The sequence below is a fragment of the Ensifer canadensis genome (assembly GCF_017488845.2).
GTDB classification, from domain to species: domain Bacteria; phylum Pseudomonadota; class Alphaproteobacteria; order Rhizobiales; family Rhizobiaceae; genus Ensifer; species Ensifer canadensis.
The window spans coordinates 171,795-195,834 of record NZ_CP083375.1 but is presented as its reverse complement, the minus strand read 5'-3'; the positions used below and the strand labels follow the sequence as shown (position 1 = coordinate 195,834).

Sequence of the window (24,040 nt, the reverse complement as noted above, 5' to 3'; positions counted from 1 at the left end):
GAAAAACACCTTTGTAATTGTGTTGGATTGCGGATCGGGGTCGAATGCCTCAACCGTCGACGACAACGCTGCTAAGTGGTTCTATTCTTTTGCCGATTCCGACAAGTTGCGTAGCAGCTTGCGTGTCAAAATCCTTGTTAAGAAGACCGTCGATGATCGACGCATAGAGATCATGGTCGAAGATTCTCTGCGGGGCTTCCTGCTCGCCCTTACTTCCGGATTGCGCACCCGTCGAACGCCAATAGGATTCGCCCTTGAAGGGATAGGTTGGAAGATGCCGCCGTCTGGGTGTCCTGGAAAGACCGCCGTAAAGCTCGGACCAATCGACGGTCGCGCCGGCGAGCCAGGCTTGGACAAGCGCAGGGTAATTCCTGTCGTGGAGCAGATCCCCAATCGCCGGCCCGTCATACTTGACGTGCGATCCGATCTCCGCGCCGGTATCGGGCAGGCTCGCCAGCCAAGACTGCATCTGCTCCACGGCATCTCTCACTCCGCCGACCAGCCAGGCGGCCCTATGGTTCATCGCTTCGCGGCCCGTCTGCAACGTGAATGCGACGTCGAGAAGCGATGTCTCCACGCCGTGCCCATCGAGATGGTTTTTGAGATCCGTCACCTTTTGACGCAGACGGTCTGCGCTCTTGGCCGAAAGTACGAAGATAACGGGCGGCGGCTCTCGTCCCTCGATGGGCGAAACGTCCTCACCCGGATCGTCGGGCGCCTCCGCGATGATGACATGCGCGTTGGCTCCTCCTGCCCCAAAGGACGAGATACCTGCGATCCGGGGGGTCCTGTTCGCAGACGACCCGGAGCCGGATGCAAACGATGTCCACTCCCCCATCTGCTGTTGCACACGAAATGGCGTGTGACCGAAATCTATCTCGGGATTGCTGGCCTGCGCATGCAACGACGGCACCAGCTGCCGGTGTCGCAATTGCAGCAGTACCTTCGTGATGCCGGCAATGCCCGCCGCGCCTTCAAGGTGACCGATATTGGATTTGACGGAGCCGATGGCACAATGGACGGTATTCTTATCCAGTCTATTTCCGAAGTCGCCGAACACATCGCTAAGCGCTTGGATTTCGATGGGGTCGCCCAGCGCGGTGCCGGTGCCATGGGCCTCGACATAGCTGATATCCGCCGGCGTCACCCCGGCGCGTGCCATGGCGCGTCGCACCGTCTCGGATTGTTTGACGGGATTGGGTACGGTGTAACCGTGCGTCTTGCCTCCGGCGGTTATCGCCGTTCCTTTGATAACGCCGTAGATCGCGTCACCATCGTCAAGCGCCTTTGCCAACGGCTTGACGATCATGGCGCCGACGCCTTCGCCGTCGACGAAGCCGTCGGCACCTTCTCCAAAAGCTTTGCACTGATTGCCGGGAGACAACATCGTCATGGCGCAGAGTGCCTGGAAATGGACTGGATCCACCATCAGGCTGACGCCACCGACGACGGCGACCTCGCAGGAACCGCAGCAAATGCTTTCCACTGCCGTGTGCAGGGCAGTCAACGAAGACGAGCAAGCCGTGTCGACGGCCATGCTTGGGCCGAAAAAGTCCAGGCAGTAAGACACCCGATTGGCGATCGACCACAAACTGGGCTCTCCCTTGTTGTAGGAAGCATTGTTGGCCCCAACAAACACACCGACATTGCCGACCTTGCTCAATCCGCGGGGCGTATATCCTGCGTCCTCGATTGCGCGATATGCTTCCTCGAGGAACAAGCGCTCCTGAGGATCCATCCTTTCTGCATCTTTTGGAGAAATATGAAAAAACAGGGGGTCGAAGCGATCGATCTCATCCAGGAAACCGCCCCATTTCGTGTAGATCTTGCCGTCCTTGCCAGGCTCCGGATCGTAATAGTCCTGCCACCGCCAGCGTGACGCTGGAACTTCGCTTATGCAATTCGCGCCAGCGCTCAGATTGCGCCAGAAGCTCGCCAGATCGGGGGATCGGGGAAAACGGCAGCTCAATCCGATGATCGCAATGTCATTGGTGGAGACGTCAATGGGGACCTTCTTCAGGCCGGCCGGCTGTTTTTCACGCCTGTCGCCAGAGTGCTCCGGCCCCATGGCCATGTTCGTTGCGACAGTTTCGATTGTCCGTGCCGCAGGCGGCGCGTCGGTCCGCGCGACGGCATCCTCGGCGGCGATATGTTCCTGTAATCGCTGCCGCTGGCTTTTCAGAAGATGCTCGGCCAGCGCCCGCACGGTTTGAACCTTGAACAGTAGCGGGCTCGTTATGTTGTCGAAGTAGCGGCGCAGTTGGTTGGTGAGTTGCACGACGAGGATGGAGTCCAGGCCCAGCGCCTGAAAATGCTCGTCGACGGCAAGCTCCTCCGGTTCCAGTTTCAGCGTGTCGGCGACCAGCCGTTGGACGAATGCCATCGCGCGGTCCGAAATATCCTCGTCGGAAAGGCAGGCGACCATAGCGGCGACCTTTATGGGCGCCGGCTTTAATTGGGTCGGCGTATCGGCATCGGTCTTCGAGTGCCGGGACGCACCCAGAACGGCGCGATTGAGACCGTCGCTTTCCAGCACAAAGATCTGCTGACCGAGCCCATGCTCCTGTCGCGCCGGAAAGGCAAGTGCTTCCAACCCTTCACCGGAGCCGATGGCCGCCCAGGCCTCGGGAGCCAGAGCCGGACCTCCGGGAAGGCGCAGTTCGGCATCCGAACTCAGCCACCAGCCTGGCAACAGGCCGAAAGTAACGTGGCCGAGCAGATTGATGTCACTTACTTCGTTGACGACGACGATCCCAGAGCGCCGCAAGGTGGCTTTGATATTGCGCAATGTCTCACGTATGGACGGCGTCGCATGCAGCACGTTGGTCGCCAGCAGGACATCATAGTGGTTTTCAGCTATTCCCTGAACCGCCGGCGGCCTCGTAGCATCGAAAAGCCGAGTTCGGACAAAAGGATAGCGTTCTCCATAGTGGGTTTGTCCATGAATGAGAAACGCCTTGGAGATATCGGTATAGCAATATTCGGCGATGTTTTCCTGCCAAGGTTCCAGCCTTTTCAGCAGTCCAGATGAAGTGCCCCCGGTACCGGCCCCGACCTCCAGAAGCCGTAGCTTGACATCAGGCTGGCGACGTATCCGCGCCTGGACATAGGCAACGATCCGCTCGATTTGCACAGCGTTGAAATAGTCGGATACGGCATTGTTCTTGTAGATACCCTCCACAAACTCCATGCTACCGTTCGGGAAGATGATATCCGTGGCGGCGCGCTGTCCCAGCAGGATCTCTCTCAACCCTCGCAGGCAATGCTCCAGCAATTGAAGCTGCGCGACATATCCCGGCTCCCCGTCGTAGTCGCGAGCAAGTTGTGACCATTGCCGCCATAAGAGGTCTGTGCCGAGACCGGACTTCCGGCAGGAAAGATCGTTGCCAGCTCCCACGAGATAGTCCTCGGCGATGAGCATGCGATGGCTCTGCTCCAGCCATTTCACGTAGATGGAATCCAGCCCCGGGTGATAGCGGCGCAACTGCTCGGTCAATGCCTGCGCGCTCACGGCAACGCCCATTTCCGGTGCCAGACCGATATCTTGCAGGATCGCGAGCAGCAACTGCACAGCCAAGTCGCCGGTGCGACGCCGGAATGTCATGGTCGCCTGCGTCAACTCATCCACGTCGATCGGAACAACGGACGAAGGATCGGCGGACATCTCATCGGCCAGGCTCGGAATGGTTCTGGCATACTGCCTGATCAGGCCGGTGCCATCGTAATGCGAAAATGCAATCGGCTTCAGGGTCTTCAAATATGCCATTTGCGAACCTGGATAGGTAAGCAGGCGGTCTATCGCCCGCAGACCGTCTTCCGCACTGATGGAATCCAGCCCCGCGACCCGAGCACGAGCACGGTGCTGTTCGCTTGCGACGATGCCGACATCTCCCCAGTAGCCCCAGTTGATAACCTTGACCTGAAATTGCAGCGAAGCCGCGAGCTTCCTTGCGAAAACGTCAGAGAAAGCACAGCCCGAAGCATAATTGCTTTGCCCGGCGGATCTCGTAAACGCGTTCAGGGACGAGAAGAACAGGACAAAATCCAAAGGCTGCCGATTGAGGAGCGGCAACAAGTTGACGGATGTCTTCAGCTTGGTTTCATAACCCAGGCGGAATTCGGCCTCCCCCATCCCGGCAAGGCTTCGATCGGCCAACGCGATGGCCGTATGCACGAGGCCGTGGATGGCCCCAAAACGATGCATGATCTGCATGTAGGCGCGTTCGATATCCGCCGGTTCGCTGGCATCCGCTTGAATATAGGTGACGCTCCCCTTGCCGATGGCGGCGAGTTCGTCCAGATGCGCGTGTATCTCGTCATTCAGAGCGCGCCGTCCCAGCCAGACGATTTGTGCGCCAAAGTTTTCGATCAGATATCGTGACCACGTACGCCCCAGCCCTCCGGCACCGCCAATCACCAGATATACGCCGCCTTCGCGATAGGCGGGGGCGCTGGCCTCGTTCCCTTCGGCAACACTCAGGAGACGCTGCCGATACCACTGTCCACGACGATACACGCAAATATCGCCGTTGCTATCAATGGTTGTCGCCAGATGCTTTGGCAAGTCGCCAAGGAAACCGCTATGGGCATGGCTCGAGCGCTCGACATCCCAGAGGCGAACGGTCCAGTGTGGATATTCGCGAGCCAGGCAACCGGTCAAACCGACGACGCCAGCGTCGGAGACATCATTTTGCTCGTACGGCTCAAGTGCATAGGTATTCCGCGTCACCACGGTGAACGCCAGCGGCACCGCTTCAAAGCCGGCATCCAGCAGCAGCTTGATCAGCCTGAACAGAGCTATGATCCCCTGCTCCTGGCGGCCGATGATATAACCGGCAACCAAGTCGGGGTGATCGCTCTCTGCACCCATCCACAGTAGGTGCAACGGTCTGCCACCGTTTGTCGCTCGCGACCGTAGCGCGTTGGCGAATTTCTCGGTCAGGCCGTCAAAATTTCGCAGGTCCGGATGCCTATGCTTCAATTCATGGAGCTCTTCTTCTCTGGCTCCCAGTACCCACAACTCACCATGCAGGGCTCCCTCGGCAGTCCTTGCTGCGATTTGCTCCCATACGGGAGTCAGCGTGACTTCGCCCACTGGCAAGAGATACTCTCGTTTATCCGCATCATGGTCGCCCACCATGGTCTGCTTGTCGGCATCAACCGGATCTTGCCTGTGCACCGCAGAGGGCAACAACTCTGCTGCCGCCAAAGGCGGGGGCGAAGTGAGCGTCGCGGCGGCGACCTGCGTGCCGGGCAACCAATATACTTTGCCGGCAAAGGGGTAGGTGGGTAAGCTCATTCGTTTGCCGGAGGTGGCCGACAATTGACCCCAGCTGTCGGAACTTCCCCGCCCCCAGGCGATCAGATCCGTCAACGCGTTCTCGGTCAGCGGATAGTTGTCATAAGCACGGACGAGCACATCAAGGAGCTGCGGGTCGCTGCCGCCAAAGTCAGGGTCGTCCCAACTGACGACAATTCCGTACGAGGCCAGATCGACGGCGCCCTCTGTCAGGGCGACCTTCAGCTTGCCTCGAACTTCGGCTAGATTAGAGGCCAGAAAGGCCAACCTTTGCGGAAATGCTTCACGCCCGTGGCATAAGGTGTACGCTAGGTCCTGTAGCCTTAACTCCGCCTGCGCTTCGGCATTCGCCGATGACAGGAATTTCAGCAGATTCTCGACCATCTTTTTAAGCTCTGCCGGACGGCGGGCCGACAGTCCGATGGCCAAGGGCCTCTCGTCGAACACAATGGCGACATCCGCCGCACTGAAGGTTTCGGAAGGCGATTGTTCCAAGACAACGTGGGCGTTGGAACCTCCAAGCCCGAAGCTGCTGACACCGGCGCGTCTATGCGGCGCTGTCCAGGCCGTCGTTTGCGTTGGAAGGTGGAACGGGCCTCCAGTCAGTTCAAGAAAGGGGTTGAGCTGCTTTAGATGAACATTGCCCGGAATTTTCCGATGCTTCAGCATCAGTGCGGTCTTGATGAGGGCGGAAATACCTGCCGCAGCTTCAAGATGCCCGATATTGGCCTTGACGGAGCCCAAAGCGCAATGAGGCTCGGATGTTAGCTTGCCTTCGTTGAGTTCGGAGAAGGCCTTGACCAGTGCCTTGACTTCGATCGGATCTCCAAGTGCCGTTCCAGTCCCGTGGGCTTCCATATAGCTGACGCTGGAAGGGACGATGCCGGCGCGCCGATAGATATCGACGATCAACTGGCGCTGGGCGTCGGGATTGGGCGCAGAAGGAGAGCTAGAACGCCCGCCGTGGTTTTCCCCACTGGCCGCAATGACCGCCTCCACATGGTCGCCGTCCGCGATAGCCCGCGAAAGCGGCTTCAACACCACAACGCCGACGCCCTCCCCCCGACCAAAGCCGTCGGCGGAACTATCGAAAGTCTTGCAACGCCCATCGGCGCTCAACATGCCGGCGTCCTTGGCAGCGGCGGTGACCGCCGGGTTGGCAATCACGTTGACGCCACCGACGATCGCCATCTCGCAATTACCGCTCATCAGGCTTTCGCAGGCCCGATGTACCGCCACAAGAGAGCTGGAGCACGCCGTGTCGATCACTTCGCTAGGGCCTCGCAGATCGAACTGATAGGACGTGCGATTAGCGATCATGAAATGCGCTAGACCCAGATGTGATGCCGTTTCGGCTCCCAACTGTCCCAGCCAGAGGTCCCTGTAGTCACTCGTCGTGACGCCGACGAACACACCTACGCGACGCCGCGCCAGATCGCTGACCTTGTATCCCGCATCCTCCAGCGCATGCCAGGCGCTCTGAAGAAACATGCGAAACTGCGGATCCATGAATTCGGCTTCCATTGGCGTCAGCCCGAAAAATTGCGGGTCGAACAGCTCAATGTCATTGACAAAGCCTCCTGGCTGCGTCGCCGCACCATCAACATTGTCCTTCGCCCGCCCTTGCTCCCAGAGCGAGCGTCGTCGTCCGGACACCTTGCCGATCAGATCGCGATTGTCCGCCAAGTTGCTCCAGAATTCCTGAGGATTTTCCGAGCCCGGAAAGCGGCAGTCCATGCCGATGATCGCAATCTTATCCCTCGCCGCCGGCTGGCTCCTGGATGGGTCAGGCTTCGTTGGAGAAGCCCCCTGCGGCTCATCCAGCGTCAGGGCTTCCGGCTTTGAAGCTCTGTCATCAGTCAGCACGGCCGACAACGCTTCCCCATGTGCCTCCGCAAGATACGAACTTAACTCACCTAGAACAGGATATTCAAAGAACAAGGTCGGCTGCAGGATGAGGCCGAGACGCGTCCCTAGATCCCTCGCCAGGCTGATGAGGCTGATCGAGTCGTATCCAAGATCGAGGAACAATGCGTCCGCATCCATCTTCTCGACGGCGACCGTCTGCTGTTCCGCGATGATGGCCTTCAACACGGCGAGGACATTGGCTCCAGCATCCTCGACCCGTAAGGCACCGTCGGCACCTGATGCCTGCCCGGTTTCGCAAGCGCGTTCCGCTAACAGTGCGGCCGACAACGCATCCCCGTGCTCCTCTGCCAGATAATGGCTCAACTCGCCAAGTAGGGGATATTCAAAAAATAAGGTCGGCTGAAGGACCAGACCAAGACGGACTTCCAGATCTTTCGCCAAGCCAATAAAGCTGATCGAATCGTATCCAAGATCCAGGAACGACGCACGTGCATCCAACTTGTCCACGGCGATTGTCTGTTGTTGCGCGACGATGGCTTTCAGTGCAGCGAGGATATAGGTTTCCACGATCTCTGCCTCCTGTTGCGGGGCACTGCCCGGATGAATTGATTGCGCGCGCGCGGCGTGCAACGGCTCCTGGCCGCGTTCAAATGGTGTTCGCCCGGCAAAACGAGTGTTCAACGAATGAACGATCCGATTGCGGTCTCGGCCCGGAGCCACGAGCAACACGCTGTCTTCAGGAGCGGCAATGAAATTGCCATCCAGAGCGGCGGCGAGGATCTCGACCCCTTGCCGAGCCGTAAGCGTCTCGAGTCCCGTCTGTTCCAGCATCATGCGCCGGCGTTCCGGCGCCATGGCCATCCCGCCGTCAAGCCATAACGGCCAGGCGATCGCCAACGTGCCGCCTTGGCGTACGCCTTCCTTGACCTGCTTGTTTCGCCGCACGGAAAACTGATGGAGAAATGCGTTGGCAACCGCATAAGCCACCTGTCCGGGACTACCCAAGGCCGAAAGGGACGAAAACACTACGAAGAACTTGAGATTCAATGCCCGAGTTGCCTGATCCAGATGCAGACTGCCGTGGATCTTCGAGGCGAATACTGCCGATGCATCTTCAGCGACGCCACGGCGCATATAGGCATCGTTAACTACGCCCGCGCTATGGATGATGCCGTCGAGACGACCGTGACTGGCGAGGATCTGAGCCAAGCCTCGCTCCACGTCCTCAGCCTTGGCGATATCGACGCAGAGGTACTCAACAATGGCACCAGCGCGCTGCGCGATCTGCTGCAACTCCGGCAGGCCGGTGGGTTCAGAACTGCGGCCGCTGATGACCAGAGTGGCTCCGCTATTGAGGAGATGGCGAGCGACGTGTCGGCCAATCCCACCCATCCCGCCGATCAGCCAGACGATATCGCCCGGCGCGACGGAACGAATGCCACCGCCCTCGGCGGCAAGGGAGGTGCCCGCCGTTGCTGACAGATCGCCCGGATTGAACCGCCGCACCTGCCGCTGCCCTTCAAGCGGCAGCAGCACCTCTGGTTCGGCTATGTCGAGACTTAACACCTCTTGCCAAAGGCGCTGCAAATAGGCCGATGTCAGCCCATCATCCATCTCCTGAGGAGCGTAGAAGATCGTCGTGGCAGACAAGCGGCTATATTCGATCGCAGCGGTTGCCAGCAGTGCCTGCAGGCTGACCATCACGCCGTCGACGTGACTGTCGGGCAACAGCATCAACACATGCTTGGCGTAAGTTCCCCCTGCCTCGACAAACTCTTTGATCGCATCGAAGACTTGCGCATAGGCTTGTTCAAAGTGCTTGGCGTCGCCTTCGCTTTCAAGGGAGAGCTTGCAGAAGCGAGCAGTCGGGTCACGGCGACGCAATTCCTTCTGCAGGCAAGCGTCATCCTTCGGAAGAATGAAAAGCCGGTCGATGCTGGCGTCTTCCGCTGGCGGGCGAGCCAAGGCAAGAGCATTGCACCAGCTCAAGCTGCCCGTCACCAACCCTTTGGTGATCTCGGACTGATCCGCTCCATGATCGGAGCCGTGCCGCCCTTTGCCGCCCCATGGCCGGACAGCATATTGTTTGAAGACCGTAGCAGGACAGCCACGCTCGTCCAACAGATGGATATCGTAGACGGAAAATTCCGAACCTTTGCCGGATATACGCCGCTTTACCCATATGTAACCGCGGTCGTCCGGTCTGGCATGATCGATCAACGTACCAATGCCATAGGGCAAACGGTACGCATTCTTCTCTCCTTGGGCCGCAACCCATAATTCGACGGCACCAAAAGACGCGCTGAGAATGCCGGGATGCCAATAGAACGGCTTGCTAAGCCCCGCCGGCAACTCGTAGTAGGCAAGTGCTTCATCCTGGTTGAACTGCAGCCATTTGATCACCTGGAACTGCTCGTCGAAGTTCGAACCTGTCTCTACGAGGCCCGTCAGAGATGTCTGATCGAGTCGTCCGGACGTCCGTTGCCGGATCGCTGCGATATCGACGACATTGTCCGGTGCCGCCTCGGCATGATGATCCCAGCGGCCGCTGAAGTGCAGCACGCCATCGCCTTCCTCGTTGCCGCTGCTGATCTTGAAAGCCCGCTCCGGACCATCCGAAATCCGGATGGTCATTGGGGCAGGCCGCGCCGTCGCCTCATAGGGCGTCAGCCAGACGATGTCGCGCAAGATGGCCGATCCTGCAGCACCCGATGGCCCCTTGGCGGTGGCTACAAAGCGTGCCATTTCAAGGTAGCATGCCGCCGGAAGTATTTTCGCGTTGGCGATCTGATGCCCTTCAAGAAAGAACTCCTGGCCCTGGAACAGGCTGGTGAAGCGCCCTGTGCCTTCGCCTATCTGCTCGTGAACCAGCGGATGCAGATGTCGGCGCGCCTTTGCCTGGGCTGATCGACCGCCGCGCACCAGCAGCAGCAGACGCCCGCTGTCATCGAAAACTTCGATGTCGTAGCTCCGGCTCGAAGAAAGAGGCCTCGCTTCATTCCGCTCGTCCGGGCTCGGATAAATCCAGGCCCAGACGGTGTCAGGCAAGGCATCCAATATGGTCAGGCTGTCCATCGCATAAGGGACTGCCAGCTGCTCGTTCCCAAGGCCGATAATGTTGCCGATGTTGGCCTGCAGGACACCATCAGCCAGGGTCGGGGATAGCAGATAACCGGCATCCACGCCCTTCATCCCCTCGGGACGCTCGATTTTCGCCAGGACCTGGCCGCGCCAACGGAACAGCTTCGTCAGCCCCTGTTGACTACGGCCAAACTCGATGCCGAGTTCCTTGAACTTGCGATAACAATCGGAGCCAGCAATCTCCTCCGCCTGCTTGCAGAATGCCGAAGGATTCAGGACGCTGAAGGACGCGGAGCCATCTGCCCGTACGAGCTCCACCTGTCCGCTGCAATGTCTCTCGCAAGCCGTGAACTGGCCCAACGGATCAGCCGGCCGGCTTTCGATAACGAATTTGAAACGCTTGAGCGATGTATCGCCGTCTTGCGGCGGCTTCTCGTCACGATCCAGATGCAGGAAAACCTCTCTCGGCCCTGCGCCAAGGTTCAGCGCCTGCTGCCAGATGACGTTCCGCAGCACCACATGGGTGTCTCCGGGGAGAGCCTGCGCGGTTTGCAAAACCGACCAGCGCAGCATTTCCCAATAGACGACGGCCGGCAACCAGGGCTCGCCGTGGACCTTATGGTCCCTCAGAAATGGCTCCTGTCCGGTCAGTCGTTGAGCAAAACTGAAATCATGTCCTTGTTCATCAACGACCGGCTTCAAAGGCGGCCAAGGGTTTGACGGCGCAGCAACCATTTCCGGCTGCGTGTCAACCCAATAGGATTCCCGCGCGAAGGGATAGGTGGGCAAACTGACCCTATGGCACGGCTGGCCGTCCCATATGCCGGCATCGAGCTGGCCGCCCGCCACATAGCGACGCGCCCAATCCGCCAGATCCCGCGGACGGTTCTCGAACGCATCCTTCTTCTGCCCAGCGACCGGCTTCGATCCATCGCCGTACAAGATCCTTGCCGGGGATGTTTCGGCAGCGTCCGTAGCCGTCTCTGGCACGCCAAGCCGGCAATAGGCCTCAAATTCCTCGATGCTGCCGGCGACACAGGCCCAGCGGTGGCGCATATGGCGGCGCCCTTGGGCCAACGTAAAGCCGATATCGGCCAGCGAAACATTGCGCTGCTGCGCGCCCGACAGGAAAGTCGCTATCTGGACCAGATGTTCACTCAACTGCTCCCGGGTCTGCGCCGACAGGACGAGCAGTACCTTGTCTTGCTTCTGCGCCACGGAATCGGCAGGAGGGCCCTCGGCAATCACCGCATGCGCGTTGGTACCGCTGAAGCCGAAGGAGCTGACCGCCGCCATGCGCCGCTTCCCGGCCTCCACCTGCCAGGGACGAAGCCGCGTGTTGACGTAGAACGGGCTGTTGTCGAAATCGATTTCCCCATTGCCTTGTTCGAAGTTGCATGACGGCGGCAATTGGCGATGACGTAGGGCTAACAAAATCTTCAATACGCCCGCGATACCCGCGGCAGTCGTCGTATGGCCGATGTTGGTTTTCACCGAACCGATCGAGCAAAAGTGGCGATCGGACGTGTATTGGCCGAAAGCATTGCTCAAGGCGCTGAACTCGATCGGGTCGCCAAGGGAGGTACCCGTACCGTGAGCTTCGACCATTTGCAGGTCGCGAGGATTTATCTTGAAGCGATCATAGACCTCACGCTCCAGACGCTCCTGCGATTTGGCGCTGGGAGCGGTGATGCCGTTGGTGTTTCCGTCCTGATTGATTCCGGACGCCAGGATGACACCGTCGATATGGTCGCCATCCGCCAAGGCGTCCTTCAGGCGCTTCAACACCACGACGCCCACGCCTTCTCCCGGGACAAAACCATCCGCTCTGGCGTCGAAAGTATAGCAGTTTCCGGTGGTTGAGAGCATGCCCGCCCGTTGCGCCTGCTGGTAGAACCCGGCCGTGCATTGGACAAACACCCCACCGCACAACGCCATGGAAACCTCGTCGTTGCGTAGTGCCGAGCAGGCCATGTGCAGTGCCACCAGCGAACTGGAGCATGCTGTATCGATGGCCACCGCAGGCCCATGGAGATCGAGGAAGTATGAGATGCGAGCAGGGATGATCGATACGGCGTTCCCCCAGTAGGACTGGATAGGAGGCGCCTGTCGATTATCGCCTGTCTGTTCTCCGGGGCCAGGGAAGCACAGCTGGTAGTCACCGCCAGCGCAGCCCACATAGACGCCGCAGCGCTGCTGTCTTACCTCGTCTCCGGCATAGCCAGCATCTTCGAGAGCCTTCCAGGCCTCCTCTAGAAACAGACGCTGTTGCGGGTCCATGTAGCGGGCTTCGGTGCCCGAAATCTTGAAAAAGAACGGATCGAACAGAGAAAGATCATCAAGGAAGCTGCCCGCGCTGCAACGCTCGTCTTCCGTGCCGCCATTGCCACTCTGCAGATCCCAACGCGTCACCGGCGTGATCAGACTGGTGCCGGAGGCTAGATGCGTCCAGAAAGCTTCCAGATCGGGCGAGCGCGCAAAGCGGCCGCTCATACCGATGATGGCGATATCATCCTCGTGAACCGAGGGGCCGCTGCGCGGCACGGAAGCTTCGGACCGGGCCGGACTGGGCAACGAAGGCAGTTTTTCGCTTGCCTTCTTTTCCCGGAGATCGGCGCGCGTGAACGCTCGGCCTTCCGGCTCATCAACCCGGACGACAACCTTGCCGATATTCCCGCGATCGGCGAGCTGACGATAAGCGCTGCGGAAGTTCTCGAAATCGACGACGTGGGAAATCGTGGCCTGAATGATGCCGCCGTCCCTGAGACGAACCAGCTCATCCCAATATTGTGTGATCGTTTCAGGTGTTCGGGCGCCCAGGCGCGCCAAGTCCACGCTGTAGAAGATCTGGTTATCGGACAGCAATGAGAGGTCGATGCTCTTGGCAGACTTCAGGGATGTCATGGCTATTTCGATGTATCGGCCACTGGGCGCGAGACTACGCAGCCCTTTTTGCAGGGCGTCGCCACCCAACGTGTTGATGACCGTATCCACGCCTCCGGGGCTGAGACGGGCGATTTCCTGGGAGAAATCCTGGGTACGGTAGTTGATCAGATGCTCAACGCCGAGACCGCGCAGATATTGCAGCTTTTGCTCGCTGCCGGCGGTGGCAAAGATTTCTGCTCCATAATGCTTGGCAAGTTGCAGGGCGATGAGCCCGGTGCCCCCGGTCGCGGTTTGAATCAGGATCTTCTCGCCACGCTTCAGTGCGGCCTTACGGAAGGCATCGATCATGGTGATACCGACGATCGGAAGCGCGCAAGCCTCCTCGAACGACCAACGATCGGGCTTGGCGAAGACCTGGCTCTCTGAACAGACGACCTGCGTTGCATGGCAGCCATGGCTGAGGCAAACAACGGCATCGCCGGCCTTGAACGAGACCACGTCCGACCCGACCTCGATCACCACACCGCTCGCTTCGTTTCCGGGAACGAAGGGATAGGGCGGCATGTTCGGATAGAGGCCGCGGGCGCAAAGCAGATCGGAGAAGTTCAACGAGAAGGCGCGCACGGCGATGCGTAGCTCATGCGGAGCCAAGTTAGGCGGCGCAAATGTTGCTATCGAAAGATCATCCACATCTCCCGGACCTTCAATCAACACGGCCCTGACAAGCCCGCGTTCCTCCGCTGGCGCAGCCAAGTCATCGTAGCCGATGCCGTTACGACCCGCGTCGCTGCCCTCGCTGCGGACGGTCGGCCCCTCGCGAACGGGTTGGCTTTCTGCGGAGGGGCGCGCCTGAGGAGCGCCAACGAATAGCGTTATGTCCGCCCCGTGCTCGGCGCTCAGGTAAGCCCCAAGCTTCTCCACGGTGTTATGATCAAAGATGACGGTGGTCGCGATCCGAAGCCCTAGGCGCTTGTTGACCCTGTTGACCAGTTGCACGCCGATGATCGAATCCACGCCGTAGTCGGCAAAGCTCTTGTGGGCATCTATATCATCAGGTTGCAGACGCAGGACGCCAGCCACCTGCTCCAAAAGCACTCCCTGGACGTCGATCGACAGCTGTCCGGGCAGGGTTTGCAAGAACGAGGCCGCCTGCGCCACCGGAAGGATATTGACCTGGCGCTGAAGTTCTCTTGGACCTTCCAGCACTATCTCGTTTCCATGCTTGGCGTGCAGACGGGCAGCCAGCTTCTCCACAGTGTTGAAGTCGAAAATGACGGTCGTGGCGAGGCGCAGACCGAGGCGCTTGTTGATCCTGTTGACCAGTTGCACGCCAATGATCGAATCTACGCCGTAGTCCGCAAAACTCCTCTGCAGGTCGATGGCCTCTGCTTTCAGACGCAGGACCCCGGCCACCTGCTCCAACAGCTCTCCGCTGATCTGCTCCAGTCCGACGCAGACGTCGGCGAATTTTCGGGACATTTCTTGCGCAAGGGCTGCCGGTTGCTCGGTCACCTTTGTCGCAGAGGCAGGGGCAGAGACACGATACCGATCTATCAGATGGGCACTCAGGCGTATCGGCGTATTGTGGTCAAACAGCTCGATTGTGCTCAACTTGATGCCAAATCGCTCGTTCAGGCGATTGGTGAGCTGGATCGCCAGAATGGAATCCAGGCCGATATCGGAAAAGCTCTTTTCGTTATCGATGCTCGCCGCATCCACCCGTAGCACCTGCGCGAGAAGACTGGTCACCGTGGCCATGAGGCTTTCGCTAGATGCGGGGGAACTCTCGCCGCGCCCGCCATCCCGCTGATCCACAGATGATCCGTAAAAACGATCGGCCGGCGATGGAAGGCTCTCGCCGCGTTGCGCGACGATGATCTGCTGCCCGAGAGGCAGCGCACCGTCCAATGGGTAGTGCACATCCGTGAAGCCACTGCGCAGCAGCTCTTCTTTCCATTGTTCCGGGAACAGCCCCGGGCAGCCGGGAATCCGCACATCTTCGTCGTCATACAGCCACCATCCCTCGAGCAAGCCGAAAGTTAGGTGAGAGAACGTACCATTCTGGCTCATCTCATTGAGAACCAACGCCCCACCCGTGCGCATGAAGGCATGCACATTTCGCATGGTCTGCAGGATGTTTCGGGTGGCATGCAGGACATTGGCGGCGATGACAATGTCGTAGGAGCCGAGCTTGTCGGCATGCGGATGGCTTGCTGTAACCGGTTCCTCGATATTGAGGATTTCGGTTCTCAGGAAAGGCGCATCTGGTCCATATGTATCCCGGGCATAGAATAGGAAGGACTTCGAAAGGTCGGTGTAGCAGTACTCCTCGATATTGTCTTTCCAAGGCAGGAGCCGCGGCAGGACCTTGGAGCTCGTGCCGCCCGTGCCTGCGCCAATCTCGAGTATGCGCAGAGGCCTGCCGCCTTTCGAGGCAACCCTGTAGCGAACATAGTCCACGACTGCTTCCGCGACCCCTTCGTTGAAATAATCGGCGATGGGATGGTTGCGGTGGACGTTCTCCACCAGGCGCATGGAGGACTCGGGGAACATGACGGTGGTGGCCGCCGTCTCGCCTTGCAAAATCGACGGCAGATGCTGCAGGCAGACATCCATCAGGTCTATGCCGGCGCGCACGCTCGGCGTCGACTGACGGATATCGCGGATTCGCTCCCACTCGCCGACACCGTCGCCACTCGCTAGCAAACGTTGGCTGCCGGTGTCATCCAGCAGGCCGTAGCTTTGCAGCTGACGGCACGTCTCCTGATACCAGCGCTGATAGCTCGCGCTCAGCCGGCTGACCGGACCGGTGACATACTGACCAACGTGGTTGCGACCGACGGGCAGCGCGTCGAGATCGCTGAGCACCTGTCGAACCTTCAGCAAGGCCGCACGCTCCAATGCCGGATCGCGCAGGCCATTATATTCCTGCAAACCGTCCACCCGCAGTAGCAAGGGACTGGGCTCCATCTTCCAATGCGGCTCATAGCCGGCGGCAGGGATCTGATCTGCGTAGCCCGTTAACGGCTGAGGCTTCCCAGCCGTCGCAGATATCTTCACGAATTTCTCGCCATTTACAGGCAGTCTTCCCTCGACGCCCATTTGCTGGATGCCGTTGTCTTGCATGAAGGTTGCAAGGCGGGCCAATGCTGGCTCCGGTTCCAATGAACCGATGCCGGCCGACATCATGCGATCCCGATAGTGGGGCTTGGCAACAATCCCAATACTCCCCCAGTAGCCCCATTGCATGAGCTTGACCGCGCAGTTCCATTGCTGCGCCATGGCCATGGCGAAGGCATCCTGGAAACTGCAGCCGGCGGCATAATTGGATTGGCCCGGGGCTTTGACGAAGGAAATCGTTCCGGAGAAAAACAGTACGAAATCCATGTCGTAGCTTCCAAATACATTTGCCAGGTGCACCGAAGTGCTCACTTTGGCATCCAGCGCCTTGGCGAACTGGACCTCGGACATCTTGGCAATGCTCTGGTCTTCGAGCACCAGGGCCGAATGCACGATACCGTGCAGCTGTGGGATCCCCCGGCTGGCCAATGCCTGCCGCACCTGCTGCAATGACGAGAGATCGGTCGCGTCCGCTTGCAGATAGATGGGCTCGGGGCCAAGTGCACCCAGACGCTGGATCGCATCGCCGATCTGCCCATCTTGGGGTTTGCGACCCACCCAAATCACCTGTGCCTGATAATGCCTGATCATGTACTCGGTCCAGGCCTGCCCGATGCCACCTGCGCCACCGAGTACGAGGTAATGTCCTCCGTGCCTGTACAATGTCGGGTGCGGTTCCGGAGCGCTCACCTCGACAAGCTGCCGGCGATACCATTGCCGTTGACGCCAAGCGAAGAGCACCTCGTCCTTTGCCTCCGGCCAGAACGCAGGCGCCGGGAGTTTGGCCAGTGTCTCGGCATCCAGGACCCTTACGCGCCAGTGCACGTATTCGCCTGCAAGGCTCTGTGCAAACCCGACGAGGCTTGCATGGGCGGGACTAATCGCGTCCCCACTGAGAACCTGCTGGGTTCTCTCTAAGAGGAACGTGCAGTTCAGGTCCCTCTGCTCAAATCCATGACTGATCAGGGTCTTGATCCACCGGAACACCGCAGTCATACCCACCTGCTGCGCCTTGATGAGATCCAAACCCTCCACCCGGTCGGAAGCGGTCTCGGGCAGAACGAATATCACATCCGAATTTTCCGGAAGGGCTGACAGATCTTGCTCGGCTGGATTTTGCCGCAGAGAGAAATAGCGAGCGACGCGGCCGGCCAAAAGTGCGTCCAAATCCGATGAAGGCACATCATCGACGCCAATCAGAATGACCGGGGCGGACGAGCCGAGTGACTGGCGTCCACTCTCCAGGGGCGTCCATCTGGCCGCGAGCGTCTTAAGGTCATCTTCTACCTTCGGCTCCGTCTCAGCAATGATCCCGCTGGTGTGCCTGATGGACGATATCCCGGTCACTACATCCAAATGCACGACCTGCGGCCTAACCGATCGCTGTGAGTCCGACGGATGCGGGAAGGCACGAGTTACAAAGCCGCTGATAGCAACGAGCAATGATCCGGATCGGCCATAGATATGAATGTCATAGCGTGCCTCCCTCGAGATCTCAGCCACCTCGCTGCCGCGTACCCAAAGCCACACCTCCGGTTCGAGCGGAGCTAAGACCTCCAGTTGCTCCACGCAGAACGGAAGCTTTTGCCGTACTTGCGCAGACGACGGCCAGCCGGCGGGATTTCCGCCGCATTGCCTGACAGTCTCGAGAATGACACTCGCCTGCAGTGCACAATCGAGAAGGGCTGGATGCAACGGAAAATCGGCCAGGGACCGAGACGCCGAATTTGGAAGGCGTATATGCGCGTAGAGTTCGCGGCTGGTCCAGCCGGCCTCCACCAGACCTTTATAGGCCGGCCCATATCGCACACGACCCGCCTCCAGCCAACGATAGAATTGCAACCCGTCGATACGATTGTCGGCCAAGCGCCGTTGCAGCTCCACCGGGGAGACGGAATGCTCGCCACGTTCCCGATAAACCGCCTTCACCTGCTCATTCGGCTTGAATGCAATATGACCTTCGCTGAAAACCACCTGCTCGCCAGTCTCGGGATCGGCTCCACTGACCGAAAAAGCGCCGGGCGACTGCAGGTTCTGACTGGCTTGATAAGGCGGCAGATCGATCGTCAGCGACACTGTCGCATCTCTGCAAGTCACCGGACGCAACCACACCACTCGTTCAAAGCATAAGGATTGCCCGTCGGGGACGGGCATGGCCGAAGCGGCCGCTGCCCGCAAGAGTTCGAACGTCATCACCGCCGGCAGTACTGCAATCCCATCGACCAGATGGTCGCTCAGATAGAAATCCTTACCCGACAATTGAAGTTGGATTTGCTGGGCGCCTTCGCTCTGGCGATGGGCCAACACCTTGGGAGGCCATACTCCGCCGACGTGCGGCAGACCGGCGTCAGTACTCTCGGGACGATAGCCGCTCGGCTTTCTAGCGATGGAGAATTGGCGCCGCGAGAAAGGATAGGTGGGCAAGCTCACCCGACGTGTCGGCTGCCCACGATAAAGCTCTTGCCACGATATGTCCTGTCCCTCAACCCAAAGCTCGGCCAGACCCGATAGATCACGACGGGCAAGACAAGCGTCGACCTGCGCGGGGGTCGCCTTGGCACGTTCATCCGAACTCGACACATAGAGGCCATTCGGCGGGGTGACGTCGTCTGCATCCCTTCCCATCTCGGCGTATTGGCTCAGCAGCGCACCTGCCTCTTCCACATCGGACGCAACGACCGCAAGGCGATGGCGCATGGCTTTGCGGCCAATGTGGAGAGTATAAGCAACGGAACTCAGCGGCAGATGCGGCCGATCGTTCAGGAAGGACAATAGGCTGCGTGCCATGACTGGGAGTAGATGCGGCTCCCTTGCCGATAGGATCAGCATGCTTCTGCGCGGCTCTCCCTGCTCCAGGAGCGCATCGCCAGACACGGGAAATGTCTCCGGGCAAGCCTCCATGATCGCGTGAGCGTTGGTTCCGCCCAAACCAAAGGAGCTGAGCGCGGCTCGCGCCGGCTGCGTATGTTCGGGCCATGGCGAAGCCTCGCGGGAGACATAGAAACACGATCCCTTCCAATCGATGGACGGATTGGGCGTCTCCACGTTGATCGACGGCGGAATCGTCCGGTGCTTGAGCGCCATGGCCAACTTGATGCATCCGGCAAGTCCGGCCGCCGTGTCCAGGTGACCGACATTGGGCTTCACCGATCCAATGGCGCAGAATTGCTTCGCATCGGCATGGCGGCTGTAAACCTCGTTTATGGCCATGACCTCCGCCGGATCTCCCAGGCGCGTGCCGGTTCCGTGGGCCTCGACATAGGCAATAGAGTCCGCACTGACCCCCGGCGCTCGATCCAGCGCCAACTGGATCACCTTGCTCTGCCCCTGCACGCTTGGCGCATAGAACCCGCTCTTCTGGCGCCCGTCATTGTTAACCGCCACGCTGCGCAGCACGGCGTAAATCGAGTCACCATCCTCCACGGCCTGCCGTGCGTTCTTTAGGACCACCATGGCCACGCCTTCGCCGGCCATCATGCCGTCAGCTTCGGCATCAAAGGTGCGGCAACGGCCGGTGCTGGAGAAATTGAGGCCGGGTTGATAGAGAAAGCCCGCATTGGGATGGGGGAAGAGGGTGGATGCTCCGACCAGGGCATACCGGCATTCACCCAACCGCAAGCTCTTGAACGCAGCATCCATCGCCACAAGCGAGGATGAGCAGTTCGTACCGATATGCATGCTAGGGCCGGTCAATCCCAGGTGATAGGAAATCAATGCAGCCGTGGAGCCCCCTTGGGACATCACATAGGCCAGATAGCGGTCGTTCTGCTCGATATCCTCGGCATTATCCAGCAATGTCTGGTAACCGCTGTTGCCGGTGGCAACAAAGACGCCCGTACTCTCCAACTGCTTGGGGTCGTAACCCGCATCCTCGATGGCTTTCCACGCATGCATCAGCAACTGACGCGACTGCGGATCGGCAAACTCGGCAACCTTGGCGGAAAGCCCGAAGAACTCGGCATCGAAGGCATATTTGTCGGGGATGGTGAAGCGCACCGGCACATAATCCGGATGTGCCGCCAATGATGGCTCGACCCCTGCTTCTTCCAGCGCCCGTCCAGACAAATGCTCGGCGCTTTCCTTGCCGGCCAGTATATTTTCCCAGAATTGACGGTGATCTTTTGCGCCCGGAAATTCACAGGAAATGCCGACAATGGCGAGACTGTCTTCGTAATAGTCCGGAATGATGGGGGATACCGGTCCGCTCTCCCGCTCGTCCGCAGGCGGAACCGCCGTGGGCAGTTGCGCCTTTTCGCCGTCCGTGAGTGTCTGGATGTAATCGCCGATCTCGCGAACGCTGGTGTATTTGAACAGATTGACCGCCGGAAACTGGCACTGGAATTCCTGCTCGAGGGCTCGGGCCAGAAGAACGACCGAGATCGAGTCTCCACCCGCCTCGAAAAATCCCTGGTCGATATGGGCGGGAGCAATCTTCAGCACCCGCTGCCAAAGGCGCAGAATTCGTTCCTGCGTTTCTGTCAAAGCTGCCGCGGCAGCACTTGGTTCGGACGGTGCAGCGATCGGCCTCAGGCTCAATTGCCGGCGATCGACCTTGCCGTTGCCGGTGATGGGCAATTCATCCAGTTCGACGAAAAAAGCCGGCACCATGTAATCAGGAAGCTGCTGCTTGATGAACTGGCGCAGTTCGCCCAGATCGACCGGCGCGTGCTGGGACCGCCTGGTGCAGCAATAGGCAACCAGATGCTTGTTGCCACCCTCATGTTCGTGCGCGACCACGGCGCAATTGGCCACCTGCGAGTGTTGGTTCAGGCATGCTTCGATCTCGCCCAATTCGATACGAAAGCCGCGTATTTTCACCTGGCTGTCGTTGCGTCCTATGTATTCCAGTTCGCCATTCGCGCTATAGCGCGCCAGATCTCCAGTCTTGTACAGTCTTTCCGCGCTATTACGGGGATGCGGAATGAAACGCTGCTGTGTAAGTTCTGGCTTATTAAGATAGCCTCGAGCCACCCCGGCGCCGCCAACGTAGATCTCTCCGGTCTCACCGTTTTTGACCTGTTCCATGCGTTCGTCGAACAGATGGATTTCCAGGTCGGGTATGGGATTTCCAATGAGAGACGCACTTGCGTTCCGGCACCTTTCCTGGGTCACCGGGCAATAGGTCACATGCACGGTCGTTTCGGTGATGCCGTACATGTTGATCAGCTGGGGGCTCTGGTCCCCGTAGAGATCCATCCATGGCGTCAGCTGGGAGAAATCGAGCTTCTCTCCGCCGAAAATGATGTAGCGTAGATGCAATATCCGCTTGTCGGCCTCCTCTGTCGCCGCCCGCACGACCGAATAGAAAGCCGCCGGCGTCTGATTGAAGACGGTGACCTTTTCATCGACCAGTAAGTCCAGCAGCGCATCCGTGTCCCGTCGCTGCTCGGCATCCAGAATGACCAGCCGCCCGCCATAGAGCAGGGCGCCCCATATCTCCCATACGGAGAAATCGAAGGCAGGCGAATGAAACAGGGTCCATACGTCGTTGCCGTCGAAAGCGAACCAGTGGTTGGTCTGGTCGAAAAGGCGCAGGACATTGCCATGCTCGACCATGACGCCCTTGGGATGACCGGTGGTCCCGGAGGTGTAGATGACGTAGGCGAGATTCCCGGGCTTCGCGCTGGGCAGCGGGAGCGTATGACCCCGCGCCACCTTCGCGATCGCGCGCCAATCACGATCCACCACGACGCAGTTTTCGACCTGGGCGACCAGCGCCTCGCACTCTGAATTGGTGACCGCAAATCGGGCTCGGCAATCCTGACGGATATAATCGAGACGCTGTTGAGGAGACGAAGGATCGAGCGGCACATAGGCCGCGCCCGCTTTCAATATGCCGAGAATTCCCTTGATGAGATCCGGAGACGGCGCCATGCACAACAACACCAGATCGCCCGGCTTGACCCCACGGGCGGCCAGGCACGACGCAAGTATGCTGCTGTCACGTTCCAGCTCTGAATAGCTCACGTCGCGGGATTTGTAGGTCAGCGCGATCGATGTTGCCGCAAGGGCGCATTGCCGTGAGAAGCGCTGGTCCAGACTGTCGGATTGATGGACCGCAGCCGAAGAAAACTTGGAAGAGACGTCAGACGAAATTCCATTGGAAGCAGGAACAGCCGTCGGCTCGTCATCGATGTCCTTCCCGACAGGAAGCAGGGAGCCGAGGGTGGCCTCCGGATTGAGCAGCGCATTGTCGAGAACGGATGCCAGGGCTCTTCGCAATGACAGCGCGTCTCGCTTGTCGATGATGCCGGTTTTATATTTGATGTTGACCTTCCACGCGCCCTCTAGCTCGTAAACCTCGCAGGTTACGGGAAATTCATCCCTCTGATAGATCTCGTCGAGGAACGAGATCTCGATGACATCCGCCACCTTTTCCGGCAGACTCTGTATGTCCACGGCCGCGTCAAATTTCTGGTAGGTAAAGACAGCCTGCAGCGCCGCGCGTCGGCTGTTATCCTGCTTGATCGCACGCAGTAAACCGGCGAAGGGATAGGAATGATCGAGCCCCTGATAGACATAGCGATGGCATGCTTTCAGCCACTTGGAGAAGGGCTGCGCCGGATCGATGTCACAGGCGACCGGCATCATATTGACGAAATTGCCGAGGGTTAGCTGAAACTCCCTTTTGGGCCGCCCCAGCGTCGGCAATCCCATGGTGAAACGCTGCTTGCCGCGCCATGCCGACAGGGCCAGCATGAACGTCCCCATGAGCACGGTGGAGGCGCTGTATCTCTTGGTTTCCCGGAAATTGAACAAGCGATCGGCAAGATCGCCTTTTATCTCAAAGCTGATCTTGTCGGTGGCGAAAACCGACGCATCCTCTGACCCGAGGGCCAGTTCGAACCGCTCGTCCAACGGCAGCAGGCCGTCAGCACATTGTTTTTCCCAAAAGGATAGACTTTTGCGCCCTGCCGGCGAATTCATGTATTCGGATTCGAATTTCACGAAATCAAAGAAATTCGAATGCGTCTCCTGCCACGGCAATGGCCGGCCCTGCAGAAGAGAACGATAATCCTGCCAGATCGTCGACAGCCACAGGCTGATCGAGCTGCCGTCGCAGATGATATGATGAGCGGCCAGCAGAACGACATATCGGCCGGAGTTCAGCGAATAGACATTGATCCGATAAAGAACGCCGTCATCGATTGAAAATGGGGTTTGCGCGTCTTGCTTGATCTGATCCAGGCATTCCGGCAACTCGCCGTCCAGATCAATTTCCCGCCATGACATCTCCTGGCGGGGATTGACCCGCTGCAATACCTCACCACCACTAAAGGAGATATGAGTGTTCAACACCTGATTGCTGTTCAAAAACCGCTGACACGCGCGACGGAAGCAGTGTTTGTCGAAATTATCCCCGACAACGCAGGCAACAGCCACATTGTAAAAGGGATCCGCGGGGAATAACGCCTGGCGGGACCAGATGCCTTGCTGATTTTGCGAGAGCGGAGCGTCGGCCGCGACGGAATAATATTGCAAAAGCAATTTTTCGGCATCGGCTTGAGTAAGTTGCCCCTTCTCATAGCTGCGCTGAATATGTTCGGGCGTCATCGGTTTGTTCACCACATTCATTGGGCTGCTCCGTTCTCTCATTCATTAAGCAACCATAACTTTAGTCACCTAACAATACAACAATCTATGCGAGTATGTCGGCACAGCATCACTCCCACGCCGACTAGCGCGGCGAAACAAGATGCCAGCTAAGCTTCCCTGTTAGGTCGGTAGGTATCCGCTCTGCCTGCCGACGCATTTCTCAACGTCATTCCACTGGAGCCGCAATCG

Annotated in this window: 1 protein-coding gene; it reads right to left on the bottom strand. The window is 59.0% G+C overall.

The window, feature by feature from the left end:
- Window positions 1-49: 49 nt before the first annotated feature.
- Window positions 50-23,830 carry a non-ribosomal peptide synthetase gene (locus J3R84_RS38450; protein WP_203528974.1) on the bottom strand — a complete coding sequence of 7,927 codons (23,781 nt, stop codon included), beginning with the start codon at window positions 23,828-23,830 and terminating at the stop codon, window positions 50-52.
- Window positions 23,831-24,040: the final 210 nt, after the last annotated feature.

Excerpts from the sequence above, each read along its gene's own strand:
- J3R84_RS38450 (WP_203528974.1), bottom strand. The coding sequence starts at position 23,830 with ATGAATGTGGTGAACAAACCGATGACGCCCGAACATATTCAGCGCAGC.